General features: G+C 57.8%; 15 protein-coding genes. 9 read left to right on the forward strand and 6 right to left on the reverse strand.

Going from position 1 to position 18,796, the window contains the following annotated elements; genetic code table 11:
* The first annotated feature begins 579 nt into the window (after window positions 1-579).
* Window positions 580-1,875 carry a serine hydrolase domain-containing protein gene (locus H8A92_RS06760; RefSeq protein WP_229195053.1) on the forward strand — a complete coding sequence of 432 codons (1,296 nt, stop codon included), beginning with the start codon at window positions 580-582 and terminating at the stop codon, window positions 1,873-1,875.
* 358 nt (window positions 1,876-2,233) lie between these two features.
* Here the strand turns inward: H8A92_RS06760 and H8A92_RS06765 are convergent, their stop codons facing one another.
* The gene (locus H8A92_RS06765; protein ID WP_229195054.1) at window positions 2,234-2,710 is read right to left on the reverse strand and encodes an Lrp/AsnC family transcriptional regulator; all 477 of its coding nucleotides are present in this window, start codon (window positions 2,708-2,710) and stop codon (window positions 2,234-2,236) included.
* 191 nt (window positions 2,711-2,901) lie between these two features.
* On the opposite strand from H8A92_RS06765, the gene H8A92_RS06770 reads away from it, so the two are divergent.
* The 7 genes from H8A92_RS06770 (at window position 2,902) to H8A92_RS40750 (ending at window position 12,488) form a co-directional block, all read left to right on the forward strand.
* Window positions 2,902-4,380, forward strand: a complete 1,479-nt coding sequence (locus H8A92_RS06770) for an NAD-dependent succinate-semialdehyde dehydrogenase (protein WP_229195055.1) — start codon at window positions 2,902-2,904, stop codon at window positions 4,378-4,380.
* A 10-nt stretch (window positions 4,381-4,390) separates the two neighbouring features.
* Window positions 4,391-5,791, forward strand: coding sequence for an aminotransferase (locus H8A92_RS06775; protein ID WP_229195056.1), 1,401 nt, complete (start codon window positions 4,391-4,393; stop codon window positions 5,789-5,791).
* Between the two features lie 210 nt (window positions 5,792-6,001).
* Window positions 6,002-6,199, forward strand: a complete 198-nt coding sequence (locus tag H8A92_RS06780) for a hypothetical protein (RefSeq protein ID WP_229195057.1) — start codon at window positions 6,002-6,004, stop codon at window positions 6,197-6,199.
* A 484-nt stretch (window positions 6,200-6,683) separates the two neighbouring features.
* Window positions 6,684-8,006: a hypothetical protein gene (locus H8A92_RS06785; RefSeq protein ID WP_229195058.1), complete on the forward strand. Its 1,323-nt coding sequence runs from the start codon at window positions 6,684-6,686 to the stop codon at window positions 8,004-8,006.
* Window positions 8,007-8,723: 717 nt separating this feature from the next.
* Window positions 8,724-10,235 (forward strand): porin, encoded by a 1,512-nt coding sequence (locus tag H8A92_RS06790; protein ID WP_229195059.1) that lies wholly within the window; start codon window positions 8,724-8,726, stop codon window positions 10,233-10,235.
* A 619-nt stretch (window positions 10,236-10,854) separates the two neighbouring features.
* Window positions 10,855-12,240: a CapA family protein gene (locus H8A92_RS06795; RefSeq protein WP_229195060.1), complete on the forward strand. Its 1,386-nt coding sequence runs from the start codon at window positions 10,855-10,857 to the stop codon at window positions 12,238-12,240.
* A 116-nt stretch (window positions 12,241-12,356) separates the two neighbouring features.
* Window positions 12,357-12,488: a hypothetical protein gene (locus H8A92_RS40750; protein ID WP_274613260.1), complete on the forward strand. Its 132-nt coding sequence runs from the start codon at window positions 12,357-12,359 to the stop codon at window positions 12,486-12,488.
* A gap of 502 nt (window positions 12,489-12,990) precedes the next feature.
* On the opposite strand, the gene H8A92_RS06800 is transcribed toward H8A92_RS40750, so the two are convergent.
* Window positions 12,991-13,389, reverse strand: coding sequence for a hypothetical protein (locus H8A92_RS06800; protein WP_229195061.1), 399 nt, complete (start codon window positions 13,387-13,389; stop codon window positions 12,991-12,993).
* 131 nt (window positions 13,390-13,520) lie between these two features.
* Window positions 13,521-13,793: a hypothetical protein gene (locus H8A92_RS06805; RefSeq protein WP_229195062.1), complete on the reverse strand. Its 273-nt coding sequence runs from the start codon at window positions 13,791-13,793 to the stop codon at window positions 13,521-13,523.
* A 28-nt stretch (window positions 13,794-13,821) separates the two neighbouring features.
* Here H8A92_RS06805 and H8A92_RS06810 point away from each other — a divergent pair, with 28 nt between their 5' ends.
* Entirely contained in the window at window positions 13,822-15,036 is a 1,215-nt protein-coding gene (locus tag H8A92_RS06810) for a M20 metallopeptidase family protein (protein ID WP_229195063.1), read from the forward strand.
* A 600-nt stretch (window positions 15,037-15,636) separates the two neighbouring features.
* Here H8A92_RS06810 and H8A92_RS06820 read toward each other — a convergent pair.
* The 3 genes from H8A92_RS06820 to H8A92_RS06830 form a co-directional block, all read right to left on the reverse strand.
* Window positions 15,637-16,698, reverse strand: a complete 1,062-nt coding sequence (locus H8A92_RS06820; protein ID WP_229195064.1) for a hypothetical protein — start codon at window positions 16,696-16,698, stop codon at window positions 15,637-15,639.
* 110 nt (window positions 16,699-16,808) lie between these two features.
* Window positions 16,809-18,272 carry a tetratricopeptide repeat protein gene (locus H8A92_RS06825; RefSeq protein ID WP_229195065.1) on the reverse strand — a complete coding sequence of 488 codons (1,464 nt, stop codon included), beginning with the start codon at window positions 18,270-18,272 and terminating at the stop codon, window positions 16,809-16,811.
* A gap of 3 nt (window positions 18,273-18,275) precedes the next feature.
* Window positions 18,276-18,449 (reverse strand): hypothetical protein, encoded by a 174-nt coding sequence (locus H8A92_RS06830; protein ID WP_229195066.1) that lies wholly within the window; start codon window positions 18,447-18,449, stop codon window positions 18,276-18,278.
* Between the last annotated feature and the right edge of the window lie 347 nt (window positions 18,450-18,796).

Genomic DNA, 18,796 nt, shown 5'->3' on the forward strand with positions numbered 1-18,796 from the left:
ATGGAGCACGCCTGTTCCAGACCTGTCGATCGTCATGTCGCTTGAGCGCTTGAGCTAGGCATCGTGCTGCGTGCCGATCGTCGATTGCATTTCCGCGAAGGCAGCTTCCCCCTTCGATCCGATGTGTTTTCAGGGTTTAACTTGGAGGTCCTGAAGCACAATGCGCGAGGAGAGCCTCGCGGGGCTTCTACTATCTGACGGAGGGCCTCGCTGTGGAGTAGTTTATCTCCGCGCTCAGGTCGATCGCCACTGCCCGACGCGTTCGACATCACGCGAGTCTATCTGATGAGGTGCAAGCCGTCGGTTCAAGGACCGGTGTATCGAGGAGAAGCCCGGATAGCTGGCGCAGTTTGCCAGTTAGGTCCGAGCGGACGGGTGCACATATTCATTGCCAACTCCTGCCGAGAGGCCTTCGCTCTAATGCTCAGGTTCTCTCCCTTGTGTCCGCTAGCACGAAAACGGCGCATTCGGGCACTTTTCCGCAGTATTTGAGCGTCGCGACGTATGGCTTGAGAGAATTCGACGTCAGGAACTCAGTAAAAGTCTGCCAAGACCAGAGGGGTGCTTGAAAGAAAGCCGATGAAAGACGAATGGCGTACACGTATCGGAACTAGTGACGAGCTGTCGAAGGGAATGGTCGAATTCGAGGGCAAGCGTTACCTTGACGGTCGTGCGTCTGATCCCGGCGAGCTTGGCTGGATGCGGGGTGCCCCGCCGTCTGCAGACAAGCGCATTACCTTCGAAAGAGATGACTTCCTCGAATTCCCAAAAATCCGTTGGGCGTTGTCGCATATGCGCGAACTGACGGCCACCGTTAATGTTTGGCGGGGTGCGTGCCAGTCGTCACGTCTGCAGGGCGACGATCGGACGGTTGAGATCGATGCCCTCACATTCACTGATACGACCGGGCGCAAGCGCCGATTTCCTGAGGCATTAATCGACACCTATACTGACGGCATTCTGGTGCTGCATCGTGGACGCATCGCTTACGAGCGATACTTTGGCGCGCTCACCCCTCACCTGCCGCATGCGTGTAACTCGATCACGAAATCGTACGCAGGCACACTCACAGCTGCCCTCGTGTGTGAAGGCGTGCTCGACGACACGAAGACAATCCCGCATTACCTACCGGAGTTGCGAGGCACCGCCTGGGATGACGCGACGCTGCGCCAGGTGATGGACATGCAAACGGGTCTCGCTTACACGGAACTTTACGTGGAATCGACTTCCAGTGTCTGGGAGTATGCGCGCGCCGCCGGATGGCGGCCGCGTCCAAACGATGAGCAGGGGACGCAGACCTGTGCCGACTACCTGCGTTCAATCAAGAAAGCTGGCGTGCACGGCGAGGCATTCGCGTATAAGAGCGTCAACACTGAGGTTATGGCTTGGGTGATGGCGCGCGTGACGGGGCGCTCGTTTGCGCAGCTGCTCAGCGAGCGGCTCTGGGCGCCCCTCGGTTGCGAAGAAGATGGGTATGTGATTGTCGATTCCGCGGGCATGCCGATGGCTGGCGCGGGATTGTCGGCAACGCTGCGCGACATGGCGCGTTTCGGCGAGTTGATGCGTCGTGAAGGCGAGTGGAATGGAAAGCAACTGATTCCCGCTTCGGTCGTACACGACTTGCAAAAGCCCGACCACTGCCTCAAGTTCCCCCTGATGGGATGCGACTATTCCTACCGCAGCCAGTGGTGGATGACTCATAACGAGCTGGACGCCATCGAAGCCCGGGGCATCCATGGCCAGCGCCTGTACATCGCGCCGAAAGCAGAGGTGGTGATCGCGCGCTTCGCCTCGCACCCGATAGCGTCGGCCGCGCTCAGCGATCCGATCACCATGCCTCAGATGTTCGCATTGGGCCAGATGCTGCGTCGATAATGCCGGCAGCAAGCGGTCATCGCACTCGCACCTTCTCGGTCAGATGGCGCGCACTGTTGGGTTCGAATCTGGCGCTTGACGGTATGCGGAAGGACGCGCGCGGATTGGAAACGTAGCGAAAACAGTCTCCTGCCTTCAGAACTGTTGCTAGGTCGCTCTGCAGTGAGCCGTCTGTGCGGTGCATGCTATAGTCAAATGATAGGGCAGGAGCTTTTAGGGCTGACAGATATTGGCTGCTCCCATCGGCGTGTGACGCGGCGTGAGTGTTGGCTGAGAATACGCGATGCAGGATGCTCCAAGGTCTGCCCGATGTCTGACCAAGATGCAAAGGGATGATCGGCGAGGGAAGAAGTCCGGATTACTCCTCGGACGGTTTCTCTATTGGAACGGCAAATCCCGCCTTGACCCGGTCCATGATGACCATCGTCTTGAAGCCCTTGATGTCCGAGTTCTCATAGAAGAACCGCCGAGTGAACTGCTCATATTCTTCCATGGTGCGCGCGGTAACATATAGGACGAAATCGGCGTCGCCAGTGACATAGAATCCATTAACGACCTCAGCGGAAGACCTGATCGCTTTCTTGAATCTGTCGATGATATCCGACCGCTCTCGCTCAAGGTTCACGAGCACGAGCATCTGTATGGGGCGCCCGACCGCCTTTGCCGAAATGATAGAGACGTCGGCCTCGATGATGCCTTCCGAGCGCAGCCGCTTCAGCCGCCGTTGACACGCGGTGGCGGAAAGCCCTGCCATTTCGCCGATCACCTCAGACGTCAAACGGTTGTTCTTTTGCACGATCTCAAGGATCCGGGCGTCAATTCGATCGTACCGCATGGTCATCTCCGCCTTCAGGTGAATTGCACCGCAAAGCGCCTGTGCGATGCAGGAAATCCTCAGAGCGGCAGAAAATGCGCCGCAAATGTCGATTGTGACACAACTATCCTGAATACATCGGAAATTTCAACAAAATCACCACACTGGACCTTCGAATGCCCCTTCAAACTGCTCGGCAGAGCAGCCCTCAGTTGGCCGGCCTTGCTATCAAACATCTGAACAATGTACGCCGTCGCGACTTTCTGGCTGGGGATTCGCTGATTGACGGCCGCTGGATTGCCGGCGAGCAAAGAGATGCCGTGGTCGATCCCGCGACTGGTGAAGAAATCGCCAACGCAGCTCGTTGTTCAACCGCGGACATGAACCGAGCGATCGCCGCAGCTGAACGATCGTTTGCTACCTGGCGGGGACTGTTGCCGGCAAATCGAGCAGCGATGCTTAGGTCCTGGGCATCATTGATGCTCGAGCACTCGGAAGAGCTCGCGATCCTGGTGACGAGCGAGCAGGGCAAGCCGCTTCCAGAAGCTCGCCAAGAAATTGCGTATGGTGCTGGATTTCTCGAGTGGTTCGCTGCGGAGGGAGAGCGCGCATACGGCGAGACGATCCCAAGCCACAAGGTTGGAAGTCTGCTTCATGTGCGAATGCAGCCGATCGGCCTTGCAGCCGCGATCACGCCTTGGAATTTTCCTATCGCGATGATTACGCGCAAGGCGGGATGCGCGCTTGCAGCCGGATGTCCGGTCATTGTGAAGCCTGCACCCGAGACCCCGCTCTCTGCCCTTGCCCTGGCGAGGTTGGCTGAAGAGGCAGGAGTCCCGCGCGGTGTGTTCCAAGTCGTAACGGGCCATCCGATCGAGCTTTCGACTCCGCTGTTGCGCGATACGCGAATCCGCGCGCTTTCGTTCACTGGGTCCACCGACGTTGGCCGTCTCTTGCTTGAGGGGGCGGCCGACACGATCAAGAAAGTGTCCCTGGAATTGGGGGGGCATGCGCCATTCATTGTTTTTGATGACGTCGACGTTGAGAGAGCCGTCAAAGGAGCGATGGCCGCAAAATTCGCCACCTCAGGTCAGGACTGCCTGGCAGCCAATCGCATCTATGTTCAAGCCGGCATCTACGATGCCTTCGTTGAGGCGTTTGCAGCCGCTATTGCAGACCTCCACGTCGGTCACGGCTTGGAGCCCGGGGTAGACATCGGGCCAATGACCAAATTGGCGGTCGCCAACAAATGCAGGACCCACATCGATGATGCAGTGAAGAAGGGGGCGCGAGCATTTTCCGGGCATCGAGGCGCCAATTTAAGTCCGAACTTCGTCGCTGCGACACTACTCACCGGTGTCACCGAGGACATGCTTATTGCGCGCGAGGAAACCTTCGGGCCGGTGGCTGCCGTGCTTTCGTTCGATTCTGAAGATGAGGTCATTGCTCGGGCTAATGCCAGTGAGATGGGGCTGGCTGGGTACGTGTATACGGACGATCTACGTCGAGCGTTCCGACTTTCGGAGCAAATTGAGTGCGGCATGCTTGGTGTCAATACAGCCTCGTTCACGGGGCCGCCTATTCCGTTCGGCGGATGGAAGCAGTCTGGGCTCGGTCGTGAGGGCTCGCGACACGGTTTAGCCGAGTACATGGAACTCAAATACGTCTGCTTCGGCGATTTGGTAGCTTAGGAGAATAGAAGTGCTTGACGTCAAAACCATCGCCGAACGAGATCGCTCATCGGTCTTGCATCCGTTCACTCAGCTCAAGGATTTCGCCCAAGGCAAGATTGGTGATCCAACGATCGTTATGGGCGGAAAAGGCATCCGCATCCATGATGCCGAAGGCCGCAGCTACATTGACGGCTTTGCTGGTCTTTACTGCGTGAACATCGGATACGGTCGGACCGAGGTGGCCGAAGCCATCGCGCGGCAGGCTTACAATCTCGCATACTACCACACCTATGCCGCCCATACGACCGAAGAGCTGGCGACCCTATCTGATCGTCTGGTGCGAATAGCACCGGGTAAACCAAGCAAAGTGTTCTTCGGTCTGTCCGGATCGGACGCCAATGAAACGCAGGCCAAGCTCGTTTGGTACTATAACAATCTCCGCGGACAGCCCAATAAGAAGAAAATCATCTCACGCGAGCGCGGTTACCATGGCTGCTCGGTCATATCCGGTTCGATGACTGGCATGTCGTTCTACCATGATCATATGGACCTTCCCGTTCGCGGAATCCTGCACACAGGCTCTCCGCATCATTATTGGGGCGCCGAGCCCGGCGAGACGGAGGAGGCCTTCTCGCGCCGGCGGGCAGCTGAGCTCGAACAGCTGATCCTGCGGGAGGGACCTGAGACGATTGGCGCCTTCATTGCTGAGCCGGTGCTCGGTACGGGGGGAATTACGCCGCCGCCTGCCGGATACTGGCGCGAAATTCAGGCTGTGCTCAGACGGTATGACATCCTTCTGATTGCCGACGAGGTGATCTGTGGATTTGGCCGAACTGGTGCGGATTTCGGCAGCACACTTTACGAGATTGAGCCCGACCTGGTGACTGTCGCGAAAGGCCTGACTTCCGGTTATGTGCCGCTCTCGGGTGCCATCGTTGGAGAAAAAGTCTACTCCGTCATGGAGGAAGCGGCCGATCGGGTCGGAGCCTTCTCACATGGATACACCTATTCGGGCCATCCGATTGCGGCGGCCGCTGCAAATGCGGTCTTGGATATCGTTGAGAAGGAACGACTAGGCGACCGCGCCAGAATCGTCGGAGCGCATCTGCAGCGGCGACTGAAGGAACGGTTTGCTCAGTTAGAGATCGTGGCAGAGGTGAGAGGTGTGGGCCTGCTTGGGGCGGTCGAGTTCGTTGCCGATCGTCAGACCAAGCGTCGATTTGATCCAGAGCTCAGGGTCGGAGCTCGCATTTCGAAAGCTGCCCGCGATCGGGGACTGATCGCTCGCGCAATGCCGCATGGCGACATTCTCGGTTTTGCTCCGCCTCTCGTTGTTTCCGAGGCCGAGATCGATGAGATCGTTGAACTCGCATACGGCGCAACCAAGCAAGTTCTCGATGAGCTTTCAAAACCATCGCTCAACCAGTGAGCGCGAATTCCGCTACCTGCGCTCGCGCCAACCTGAGAATATAGAGCCCCTGGAGAATGGTCGAGCCTGAGGCAAGATCCGCACAGCGTGAAAGCGACTTTCCGCAAGATCATGCGCAAAGCTAAAGCGCGATGATGATGCAACCGCAATCTCATCGCGCTGTAGAGGCGCAGCCTATAGCGACGCCGAGGCGTCTGGCCTAATGCGGTGATGCTGTCGCAGAACGGGGGCAATGATCTTCAACGCCGGAAGCCGGCGTTGAGCTTCGATTTGTTGTTAATCGAACAACAGCAGAACATTGGAGGAGACCTGGCCGCCTGTGCAATGGCGGGAATGGCCAAGCTTTTGTTAGATGTCGAGGGCGCGCGTCGCAGTTTGAGTTGCATTCCCGCCAGCTCGTCAGAATAGTTGCCATTTGCGGCGGCAGGTGCGCGATCTGCGGTTGTGTTTTCCTGACGGAAGCAAGTGATTGTTAATGGCTTTGAAAAAACCCAAGCAGGAAGCGAGGTTCGGGCCGACCAAGTCGGGAGAGTTGTTAATCCTGCAAGACTTATCGAAAGAAGCCGCCCAGAAGTTCGAAAAGGCTCTAAAAGCTATCATAAGCCGAGTTAGATACACTGGCAGTGCCTATCATCGCTCCGTTGGATCAAGGGCTGGCCCCATCGCGCGGCGCGCCGGTCTGACCAGCAAGTGCCCTCCGAACTGGACAAACGCTGCAGCCGACCGAGGCGCTTAGGCGTGCTATAAGCGAGGCGAAGGTGTCTTGCTATTGGGAGGGCGCCGGGTTCCCGCGTTATGTCTGGTACTTGGATGGCGACGTTCTCTATGAGGCTAGGCTGACTAATCGCGAGAACGGAGAGTATCACGCGTACCCCTTGGAAGATCGATCGCAATGGCCGAAGAACTTTCGATAGAGCCGGATAGCTTCGGCATTGATGTGCAATGGCCATCTGATCCGGAGGCCGGTGGCAATCCGCAATTGGACGCCTCGCTCAGTCGCTTCGAAATGAAAGTCGGTGCGAGCGCGATAACCGCGTACTTGACCGACCTGGGGACGAAGAACAGGTACCTGACTGTTCCCGCATACTATCTAGTCGAGTGGCTGGCGCAGAACTGGTGGGCGTTCTTGTATGAACCAAAAAAGCTAGATCGCAGCGATGCAGATAGCGAATTTCGATCCCGGCACTGGTTCGGCTTTCCGAGGCACGGGATAGCCCTACCTGACGTCATGTTTGTCCCTTCCGGCGAAACAATCGAGATCGTCGCTCGGCAGGCCTATTTGAGATTTGCGCAGCTCAGCTTCACTGAAGCCTCCGTGTCGGCGGTCAGAACCACCGACGTGAAGACGGAGCTGCACAAATTCATAAATGCCGTACTCGATCACATGAAGCAGAAAGGGGTAGGCTCCTCGGACGCTCATGAAGCCTGGAAAAAGGTGATTGAGACGTCCGCGGAGCAAGAAGAGTATTGCCGGCTAATAGGATCGATGGGGCTTTCCCCTTATGTTGAACACCCCGAAATCGACGCGGCTCTAGAGAGCGTCTCAGACACAATTTCTCAATCTGCTTTGGTGGATCTCTGTGAGGCCACTACTCTTGGAAATTTCAAGAGAGCTGCCGAATTCACTGGACGTATCGCTGAAGCACTTCGAAACAGTGGCTCATTTGATGTGACCCCGCTCACCCGACTGGCCAAACCAAAGGATAATGTCACGCGGGCCTACGAGTGGGGTTACAATGCTGCGGCGCAAGTACGAAACGCTCTCGGCATTGCTCATGATAGTCCGGAAGGCAGAAAAGAATTCTTCAAGAAGCTTGGATTTGATCCGAGCCAAGCTGCCGACCTGGGCAATCCTGTTTCAACAATATTTCCGATACAGGGGGCAGTTGGGCGCGCCAAGAGCGAATTCAAACTTGCCTTGTCGTCCGGAACCGACAAGGAATTCTCCGCAGCACGCGGATCATTTTTGGCGTGGGTTAGCAATGACGAGAGTTCGCGCTTGGTAACGACGTCACGGACCCGTCAGCAGCAAGCTAGCCGAGCGTTCGGGGCCGAATTGCTTGCTCCTGCAAGCTACCTCGAAAAGCGTCTGGGCAAAGAAAAGGACGTCTCGACCTTTTTACTCGATAAGGTTTCGGGCGAAATCGGGGTGGCCTCTACGATCGTGCGACTTCAAGCGCAGAACCATGGATACCGGCTACTTGAAGCTGCCTAGATGAGGCCATCCAGGTTGGACCCATGGCTCTCACGCGAATGGACAACGTAGGACGTCGATGACGTCAGGGACGATTGAGTTCTTACCCGAGCTCCATTTTTGAGAAGGATTGGGGATCAAAGGCCAGTTGCCATGGGCGATGGGCGCAGCGCCCAAGTCGAGCGGCTTGCAGGCGGTGGACGCAGCCCAGCGGCAGCGCTGGTCTGAGGAAGAAAAGCTCAAAATCTTGGAGACGTTTCAAGGTCCCCAGCTCAATGTCCCCAGGTCGCGCTTCGGCACGGCGAGCGGACCAATCTCCAAGCGTGGCGCGGGCGTCAGCGTGAAACGCGCTTACGAAGGCGTGCGCAGGGTCTCACCAGACTTGGCCAATCTGCATCGCCGAGGTTCGGTGCTGCGATCCGACGCAGTCGTTGCATCGAAGCCAGCCTTAAGCCAGTGCGGATCAGGCGTCTGCTGAGTCCGGCGTCAGCTCGGACGTAGTACCGAGATTGAGCGCCTAATCGCACAAAAACTGCAAATCATCCCACTCAGGCGCAGAATTTGGAAGTTGCGAGGGCCTACATCGGCAAACCTCGACTTCGGTACCTCGGTAACGTTTCGTCAGACATCGAGGGGGGCCTCGAAGTTCGTTCCGTCAAGCTCCGTCCGTCGCAGTGAACGTAGCAGCGGCGGACCTTTGGGCCACGGGACCCACATTTCCAACTTGGAGGTTCATCGATGAAACTGACGACGAGGGCTATTCTCTGTTCTGCGGCACTCTTTGCGGGTGCCGGCGCCCAGGCGGCCGATCTACCTGTGAAGGCCAAAGCGATCGAATATGTGAAAATCTGCTCCCTGTACGGACCAGGTTTCTACTACATTCCCGGCACTGATACTTGCATCAAGCTCGGTGGTTATCTGCGCGTCCAAGCGGGGTTGGCCACGAACAGTGTTTATGACGCCGCTAATAGCGGAGTGGGCGGTGCGCAAAATCGCCTGCGCAATTATTACAGCACTGCCTCGCGCGAAGACCTGTCGATCGACACGCGCACCCAAACAGAGTACGGCGTGGTCCGTACATTCTTCGACGGCGTATTCAACTGGAACGCGGGAAGCTATTCCGGGGCCGGTACGACTGCCTCGAATGGTTCGACTGCCTATAGTGGCGCGAGCGTCGCCGGCGGCACCCTCGGGGTCTATTACGCGTTCATCCAGTTCGCCGGGTTCACATTTGGTAAGGCGCAGTCGCAATTTTCGGCGCCCTGGGCGAACTATCCAGGCAACAATTTCGACGGCCTGCCAGGCGGTGGCGGCTGGGATCCTGTCAACCAGTTCACTTATACCGCCGACTTCGGTCAAGGCATCAGTGCCTCCTTCTCAGCCCAGGATCAAGTGCAGCACGATACAACCAACATCTGGAATGTGAGTGCGGCCACGCCCGCCGGCCTTGCAACTGGCGCTTATGGTGGCAACGACATCGCCGGCACGGCAGCTCCTGATCTGATTGCTATGCTTCGCGTTGACCAGGCTTGGGGCCTGTTCCAGGCGGCGGTCGCCGCGCACGACAATCACGCCGCCTACTATGGCGCCGATGAAACGAGCGGCCATCCGGCCGACAAATGGGGCTGGGCGGGTCAGCTGGCATTGTCGATCAAAAACATCCCGACCGGTCCGGGTGACACGATCAACTTGACGGGCGTCTATACCAAAGGCGCGAGCCGTTACAATTTCCAGGACTATACGTCGAGCACCTTCGCGATGTACGGCGGCAGCGGCCTTGCCGGCGCTTTCCAGAGCGTCGGACTTGCAGGTCTTTCCGACTCTGTGTTTGTCGCGGGCTCCGGCCAGGAGTTGACCACGACCTACGGTTTCCGCGGCGGCTACACCCACAATTGGGATCCGCGCTGGGCCACCAGCCTCTACGGTGCCTGGGCTGCGGTGCGATACAACAGCACAGCCAAGAGCTACATTTGCGGCGCTTTCGTCACAACCCTTGCGCTGTCAAGCGGCGTAGCAGGCTGCAATCCGGACTTTAATTACGGGGTTGTCGGTTTGATGACTGGCTGGACTCCGGTCAAGAACCTGACGTTCTCCGCCGATTTGGCTTACACGATGCTCGACCAGAAGTATGCGAGTGGAAGCACGGTGACGCTCCCGGTGCAGTCAGCTATCGCCAAGCCGGGCGCTACTTACGAGCTGAAGAACCAGAACAGCCTTACGCTTCTGCTGCGCGCTCAGCGCAACTGGTGAGCTGAAAAGTGAACTGGTAGAAAGGGGAAAACGAACGGCTTGATTGACTAAGTGACCTCCAAGAAGGCCTCCGGCATGCCCGCCGGAGGTCTTTTATAATTCAAATTGACTTCGCGCGAACGTTGGAAATGCGATATGACGCTCGCCGCGGGAGGCGACGCGCAAGGCGCCACGGAGCTCTTCGGTGGCATAGCGCGGATTTGCGAGGCTATGAAATTCGCCGATGGAGATGCTCGCTGTGCGGCTCTGTCACGGGTAGAGCTCGCGTTGAAGACATAAGGTCGTGATCAGCAGCGCATGCCATGGCGACGCATTGCAGAGCGCAGGGGAGAACTCAGGAGCAGATTGAAGCAGACGCGCAGCTGAATGCGCTCACGTCAATCTTCTCGCGCGAAAACACGAAGAATACTGCAGCCTACAATGGTCGGATAACCGACAGGTCGAGTAGGCAGCCTGTGTTGATCTGTCTCAACGGCATGAACTTACATGGAAATGAGGACTGATTGACGACCAGTGGTTGGGCTCGCCGCGACTGCGATTATCGTGTCGGCTATGGCAAGAAGTAGACACCAAGCCCAAAGCACTTAAGTATAGAGTAGTCGCGCCTGTGGAGGAGCCTATGAACCAAGAGAAGAACGTTCGTCATGCAGACGACCGGGACGGTCCCTACGATGTCGACGGTTCGATAGCAACAAACGTTGCTGATGGCTTCACCCTGGTGGCGGTGGGTGACCTCATTGTCACACGTCCGCTCACCAGAAGGCGAGATCCTGATTTCGCTGCGCTTGTCAGGATTCTTCATGATGCAGACGTGACGTTTGGCAACATGGAAACCAACATCTTCGACATTCGCTCCTTCAAGGGAAGCCCGCAGGCTGAGTATGGTGGTGCTTATCATGTCAGCCTGCCCGAGCTCGGACCCGATCTGAGGGAAATGGGATTCAACATCGTGGGACGTGCGAACAACCATTCGCTTGACTGGGGTGTCGAGGGCATGCGCGAAACCAGTCAAGCGCTCGATCGGAGCGGCATCGTCCATGCCGGCGTTGGCGAGAATCTCGCACAAGCCGGTGCTAGCCGTTTTCTGGAGACTGCTCGGGGCCGCGTCGCATTGGTGTCGACTGCCGCGACATTCACGCCGCTCTCCCGGGCTGCCGATGCTGCCGGCGAAGCGCCCGGCAGGCCGGGACTCAACAGCCTCCGCTTGGCGCGCAGCATCGTGGTCCCATCCGCAATGCTCGAGGGCTTGAAGCGCGTCCGCGACGCGCTGCCTGGATTCAGGCACGACGACGACGATTCGGGGCCGGTTGTGCTCGCAGGAACGACATACAAGGCTGGGGACACGGCCGGGTACAGCTATCAACCCGAACCGACTGACGTCACCGGCATCCTACGGAATGTTCGCCAAGGTAAGCAGCTTGCTGATTTTTGTATCATCACAAACCACGGCCACGAGCCGGGAAACTGGAGCCAGGAGCCGCCCGACTATGAGCAGGCTTTTGCCCATAGGCTAATCGAGGCCGGCGCCGACGCTTATGTCGGGCATGGGCCACACCAATTGCGAGGCATCGAGATCTACAAGGGGCGGCCGATCTTTTATAGCCTCGGGAACTTCATCATGGATGATTTGAGGACCCCGATAGGAGCGGACATGTTTGCCGCTCAGGGGAAAGATCCACGCCGCGATACCGATGCCGAAGTGACCGCAGCCGAAATGGGAGGAGGATACGAGTCCGACCCGGGGTTTTCAGACCCCGTGTTCTATGAAAGCGTAGTCACGGTTAGCCGATTTGAGCAGAACCGGCTCGCCGAGCTGCGGCTTATCCCGATCGACCTTGGGCACGGGAAGAGACTTGCAAACCGGGGCGTCCCGCGCGTTGCCTCTGCTCCACGGGCAAGAGTCATTCTAGAGCGGTTACAGATCCTCTCGCAGCCATTTGGGACCGAGATCGCAATCGAGAACGAGGTTGGGGTGATCAGGCTGCGGCCCAACTCGCCCCGATGACGACTGGCCAGGAGAAGGAGCTCTCTTCGCGGGATATTCCAGCGTCAGGCCATGTTCAAAGCTGCGAGCGATAGCATATTGACAAGGCTGTTGCTTGACCATGCTGCAGCTGTCAGGTGAGCGAGAACGACTTTTCGACGGCGCGGCGGATCAAGTCGCGCGCCAACGGCCACACAGGCCCGACCATCGACGGCGCGACGCAGGCGAGCTCAGCCCCGGATCGCATAGGTGAAGGTCCGGTCGGCTAGCGCGTCGCTAGCGTGTTGCACCACAAAGCTAGCATTCTGCACCGACGCCAGCCATCAGTGGCTAATGACCTGGAAAAAACCGCTGATGAGCATGATCGCGATCAGTAGAGTCGCGTAGAGCGCGGCGATGAGGAGCGCGGATGCAATTATTGTGGTGCCGAGCTCTACTGACGCGACGGAGGTGACGTCAAAGAGCCCGAACCACCAAGAGCAAAATTGAGATGGTCATTGACCGGATTTATTTGTGGCGTCCGTAGCCGCCAAACGGCCCAGAATAATGGCCGCCGCGATGAGATGAACCCGACCCTCCGATGTAAGTCCCGCCGTGGCTCGATGTGTGGTGACCGCCTCCGTAATAATGGCCGCCGCGCGCCATCGCAGCGCTACTGATCAGCATAACTGAGAGTACGAACGCAGTCGGCCAAAACAACTTCTTCATCAAGTTTCTCCTTTGCTTCCATTGGCGGAAGCGCGGGGACTATGGTTGAGGATTTTGTTTTGTTCAACCGTCGAGTTGCTGCGCGAGCGCGCAATAAGGTACGAAACGGACGATGGTCGGCCACAGCACGTTCTCAATCGGTCGTGGGTCATACTTCGCCTCGAACCACGACCGGCTCCAACCAGATCGACGATAGAACTGGCAGCGCTGCGCCCGTCCAGCAGGACAAGGGGCGCGCGGCATTCGAGCAGCGAAACCCGGCTTTGCGGCCGCGAGCACGTCCGCCTTCACGGTCGAAACCACGCCGGTCTCAAAACGCAATATCTCGGCTCCAAGCTCCAACCGTGCTTGCCATTCTCCACTGACGTCCAGAGCACACCGATCCGGGGCGAGCGCGTCGAGCTGCTCAAGCGTGGCGCCGGATTGCGAGATCCCGAGCAGGAATTCACCGGACGATGACACGGGTGGCGCACAGGCAGGCGAAATACGCGCCGCCGACACCGGCTCCGCCGAGCAGAGACTTGAGCTCTATAACACCGCCTGCAAGATGCCCGCCCCGGCGTTGGCGTTTGCCGTTTGATTGTTGCCAGTGATCATGCCAGACGTGGTGTTCCCGGCACCATAGAGCGAGTCGTACCGGCATCATTGCCGAGCAGGGCGATCTTCCGGCCCGGCGCGACGATGAAGCCGACGACAACCCCGGACTTCCGCGGACACAAGCGGCGAGGAGCGAGCGGAGCCTTGGGGGTGAACCGCCTTCCCTCAGCTTCATGGGGGACGATCTCCTCGTGATGAATTCCTGCATGAAATGAAAAGAATGAGCCGGACATGTGCGTGGCGGATCGAACTTGGCCGATTTTCATCATCGCGGCAGGTTACCTACTCAGATGACAGTTGGCTGACGAACGGCAACAAGAGGACGTCGGAGTGACGATGCGCTGCAACAGCTTTCTTTCGCAGACGGAGCGCAACGCGGTGATCGAACTGCGCCATGCTATGCATCGCGAGCCCGAGCTCTCCAACGCAGAGTGGAAGACACAAGCACGCATTCGCGACATGCTCCGACGCTTCGGCCTAGCGGACGTCAAGGTCTTTCACAATACCGGGCTCTATATCGACATCGAAGGTACTGCCTCAGGCCCAAAGCGGTCCATTGCAGTGCGCGGCGACATCGATGCGTTGCCGATCGGCGAGACGCGCCGGGATTTGTCCTATTGCTCGACAGTCGAGGGCGTTATGCATGCTTGCGGCCACGACATCCACGCGTCGATCGCGCTCGGCACTGTTCTAGCCTTCCATCGGCTGCGTGGCAATTTTGCCGGCAGGTTGCGCGTGTTCTTCCAGCCGGCCGAGGAGGCCGAGCCGCTCGGCGGGCGCACTGTCGAAGCGGAGAGACTCTTGGAAGGCTTCGATCGCGCCGTCGGCTTTCACGTCAATCCCGAGATTCCTGCCGGCGTATTCGATGCGCGCGAGGGCGCGATAACCAAATCCGCCGACCAGTTCAAGCTCATTATCAGCGGTAAGATGGCGCATGGTGCGGCGCCGCATCAGGGTGTTGACGCAATCGCGATCGCGGCCGCCTTTATCAACGAGGTGCAAAAGGTCGTCTCTCGCGAAATGCCGGCCGATGATGGTGCCATCATCACAATCGGTACTATTCATGGCGGCAATGCAACCAACATCATCTGCCCGTCGGTTGCCATCGAGGGAACGATCAGGACCGGCAGTCCGGAACGAAGGGCGCAGCTGTGCCAGCGCGTGCGCGAAGTGGCTGAGGGCGTGGCCGTGATGCATCGCGGCCGAGCTGATTTCAATGTCAGCGCCGGCGAGCCCGCCGTCGTCAATGACCCCCAAATGGTGAGGCGCTTCAGACAAGTTGTCCACGAGACGGTGGGATACGAAGGCGTTACCAGCGAGACGCGCGCAGCCGGTAGTGATGACTTCGGCTTCTACTCCGCATCCGTGCCGTCAATCTATTTCTGGGTCGGCAGCCGTTCATGCGGAAATGAATCGCATTTGCATACGCCAACATTTGGAGCCTCCGATGACATCATCATTCCAGCGACGGAACTTGCTGTCAGATACATTCTGGCTCTGCTGAATTCATGAGATCCTCGACGTCACCAAAGACTGATTGCCAAATCGGTTTGCATTGCTCGCCGTAAGATACCTATGCCGCGGCCAGGGCACTCATTTAGCCACTCTCGCTCTAAGCATCCGTTTCCGACACTTACCACGCTACGCCTGCCTTGATTGCAATTGTCGCATATGGAGCAGGACGGCATGGACTTGCTGACCGTCTGAACACCCGCAACATGGCAGCGATAGGCGGCCCAATAATGGGGGTCCAGGCGGCCAGCCCGCCGCCAGCGGACGATCGGTCCTAGCGCGATGCGGGGACCAAATGCCTCGGACAGATCACGCCAGAGTGCGACGGAGCGCAAGACCCAGAAAATGCCGCCGGGAATCCGAGGCGCGTTCACCCGAGGAGGACAAAGCGGCTTTGTGCGACAGCATCGGTTTGATGGCGGCCCCATAGGCGGCCATCGGGTTTGGGGTTTCAAATGGCGGTGGGATGATCGAGCGCGATGGTTTTGACCGCGTCGGGACGCTGGCCCAGGAGTGGAAATTAATGACGATAATCCGCCTGAGACCGACGAAGCGGCCCGGAAGCCCACTTGGTGAGGCGTCTGTTCCTCTTCGTTCGTCCTACCGCGTAAGCGGCGGCAATCCAATCTCAGGGATCCGCTGATTGTGCGGATCAGTGAAGTCGATCATGATTCGACCCGCAATTTTATTGACATCAAGGTTTTCAATCAGGAAAGCCCGCGCTCCGAAATGGTCTTTGAAGTCTTGGCGAACTTTATCCCATCCGGTGAAAGCACAAAATTGCTCTTCAGGAATGTCGCAAGGCGCGTTGGGAGGGTCTGTTTGCGAGAACCCCAACGGATGCCAATCGCGATACAGCCCGCCAATAAGCGAACGTGACGGCTGATCGGTGCAGAAATAGGTCCTCGCCAGGTGACAGTAGCGTGGATAGAGCGATTTGAACGCCGTAGGTGGGTAGGTGTTTAGATCCGTATCCCGCAGGTTTCTTATTTCATCAGGATTGAACGTGTCTGGCTTGATAAACCGGTCTTTAGGCTCAATCTGGCTTTCCGCGAGTCGTATGACTTGGAGGAGACCGCGGACATTCGCCGGATAGAAAGCCGACACGTCACCAGTCTTCCGTGGCAGCGGGAAAATGATCGCGGTCACCCGATCAAAATTCTTTGCGATTCCGGTCATATCGATCGCGTCTTCTACGGTGCGGCCTTTTAGCTCTTCATAGTCACCAACAAACGAATAGAGTTGCTTCGCCGGACCAAGTTTCGTGACGCTATCGATGCTCAGTTCGTGTCGATCTTTTTCAACGCCATTGTTGTACGGTATCAAGCGAACGACATATCGGACGCGAGCGTTGTCGGCGAGCCTTTGACGTATTTGGTCTGTGCTTTCTACCTGGAACGGGTGCTGCGCGGCGTAGGTGAGCTCGTTATAAAGTGCCAAGCTTGGACCGGCGGCCGAGAAAGCAATGCCGCCGACAAGGCAAAGGTACAGCGCCACTTTGAGCGAATTGGACGTTTCGTCGGGCTTGCTGCCCAAAGCGATGTAAGCCATGACCGCGGTGAGAAGCAAAAGAATGACGCCTACCGATGTCAAGGTGGTGGCTACGGACGATCCGATTATGAGTTGTAAGACTTGGGCGGCGGCCTGAAAAAAATCTGCCATGGGTGCTCACTATCAGTGAAAGAGAAATATGAAAGAACGTCTTGGGTCGCCTTTGCGAGCTTCATCAATATGCAAGGTGGTCTGAGATGGACCCGCCGATGCAAAGCAAGTTAAGAACCAAAGATCAGTTTTTCAAACGCGGGGTCGCCCTTGAAAATCTCGAGATCGTTGTCAATTTGGGGCGTCGTCTCGCGTGAGGGATCAAGCATGCCTCGCAAGGCCTTGCGGTAGGGGCTGGCGGGCTCCGGCTGCAAATCGACAAGTGTTTGCACCGCCTGAAGCGCCTTTGTCCGCGCATCTTCGTATTGCGCTGGATCGCGATCCTTATAGTATCCCGCACGTTGACCTTGCGCCGCCGCGAGCCATAGAAGCAGGTTGGTATCCTTCGCGGCCTGCGGATTGGCCATCAGCTTGTCTGCGATGGAGATCGCGCGGGCGAAGCCGTCTGGTGGCTGAAGATAAAGGCTCACGAATAAGTCGCGCTTCAGGAGTTCGGGATCGTCCTTTCCGATCTCCTCGGCCTCGGCGAGAGCACGAGCGGCGTCATTCCAGCGACCCTGTAGGGCGTGAGTTTCCGCAAGCTTGACAAGAAGGTCCTTGTCCCCCGGTGCCAAGGTAATTGCCTGTTGTAAGGCGGTGTTGGCCGCCTGCAGGTTGCCGGCGCGCGCTTGCGCGGATGCCCAGGCTGAAAATTCAGCCGCGTCCTTCTTCAATTTGTCGATCGTGAGGCTCAGGAACTTCGCATCTTCTTTGGGGGCCGGTGCAGGCCGGGGAGCTCTCGCGTCTGCGTCCAACATTGGATTCGATGTGACATCAAGAATCGGGGTCTGGTTGACCTTCGAGGCCGCTTCGGCCTTGCTGCGATCTACCACCTTTGCTGCGCTTTCGGCATACACGAACAGCAGCACGATGCGGGTTCGAGTTTCGAGATAGAAAAACAGGAAGCCGCCGACCGAAGCTGCCAGGCATATCAGCATGAACAGCACATCGCTTCCGAGGGCGCCAGGCATAGCCGCTTTGAAGCTCGATGCAGCCACCCATAGTCTCGAAGCAATCGTTTTGGCCTGAATGAGGCCGAGCCCGACAATAATCTTTGTGACCCAATCGGAAATATCCTCAAGGTTCGTGTTGCTGCTGTAGAAGGGGATCGAGACAGCCGCGGCAGCCTGGTTGACGACCGGCTCGCCGGGCGGCCGACTGCCGGCGTCGCTTCTCATGGCAGGCTCCAGAACTGGAGCGGATAGCTGACCTATTGAGGGTCGCTGAAGCGATCTTGGAATCCCGAACAGGAAGCCGAGGAGGCCGCCTGCCGCTGCTGCAGCGAGGATGAGCGCAAGCAGGACCCCGATCGCATGGAAGAAAGCGGCGGGCGAGGCTGACGTGATCGATGCCGCGATGGAATAGATGAAGACCAGAAGCAGCAGCATACCAAAGAACTGAACTGCCAACCTCTCGATCGTCGTGAGCTGGGCGACAAATAGCATGCTTGCCGGCGCGCTCGCCTCGGCCGAGCGTTCCAAGGCTCCTAGGCCTGACGGTGGAGCAACGGAGTTCCCCAATTGCGGATCGGGCATTGATCATCCTCCTTGGAGACGTTGCGTAAATACAATGGCGGGCACGATCCTCGCTACGATCGTGGTGTCCTTGATTACCTTGCTGTCGAGACGGTCTATTTGAATCGCCAGAACTTGTTTGAAGTACCCCTTCGGCGAAGAAAGACCTATAGTCGCTGCTGCCTTTGCTTTCTTCATTCCGATGCCCTCCACCCCCTGACAACTTGCATTCCGCTCGAGCCGCCGGAACTAGGGGAGTCCCCAGATTGCTGGAAATGGCTCTGCTTTCTTTCATCGACCTTCAGGCAATTTGCGCGATGCGGGGCGCAAGGGGGAAGGTCACGTTCGTGATGGGAGTGCCGAATGGAAGCAGCGCCCAAATGGGTCTGCTACTCAACTGCCGCGCCTATTTCCGCTGGACGCCGTGAAGGCCAGCTGCCTTGCCCATACTTGGCTTGGCCAAGACCGGATAGTCATGCATTGGTGGGCTCTGAGATGCCGCGCCTCGCGCCGGCCGGATAGACCGCTCTTGCGGCGCATACCGT

The organism is Bradyrhizobium acaciae (assembly GCF_020889785.1).
Classification (GTDB): Bacteria; Pseudomonadota; Alphaproteobacteria; order Rhizobiales; family Xanthobacteraceae; genus Bradyrhizobium; species Bradyrhizobium acaciae.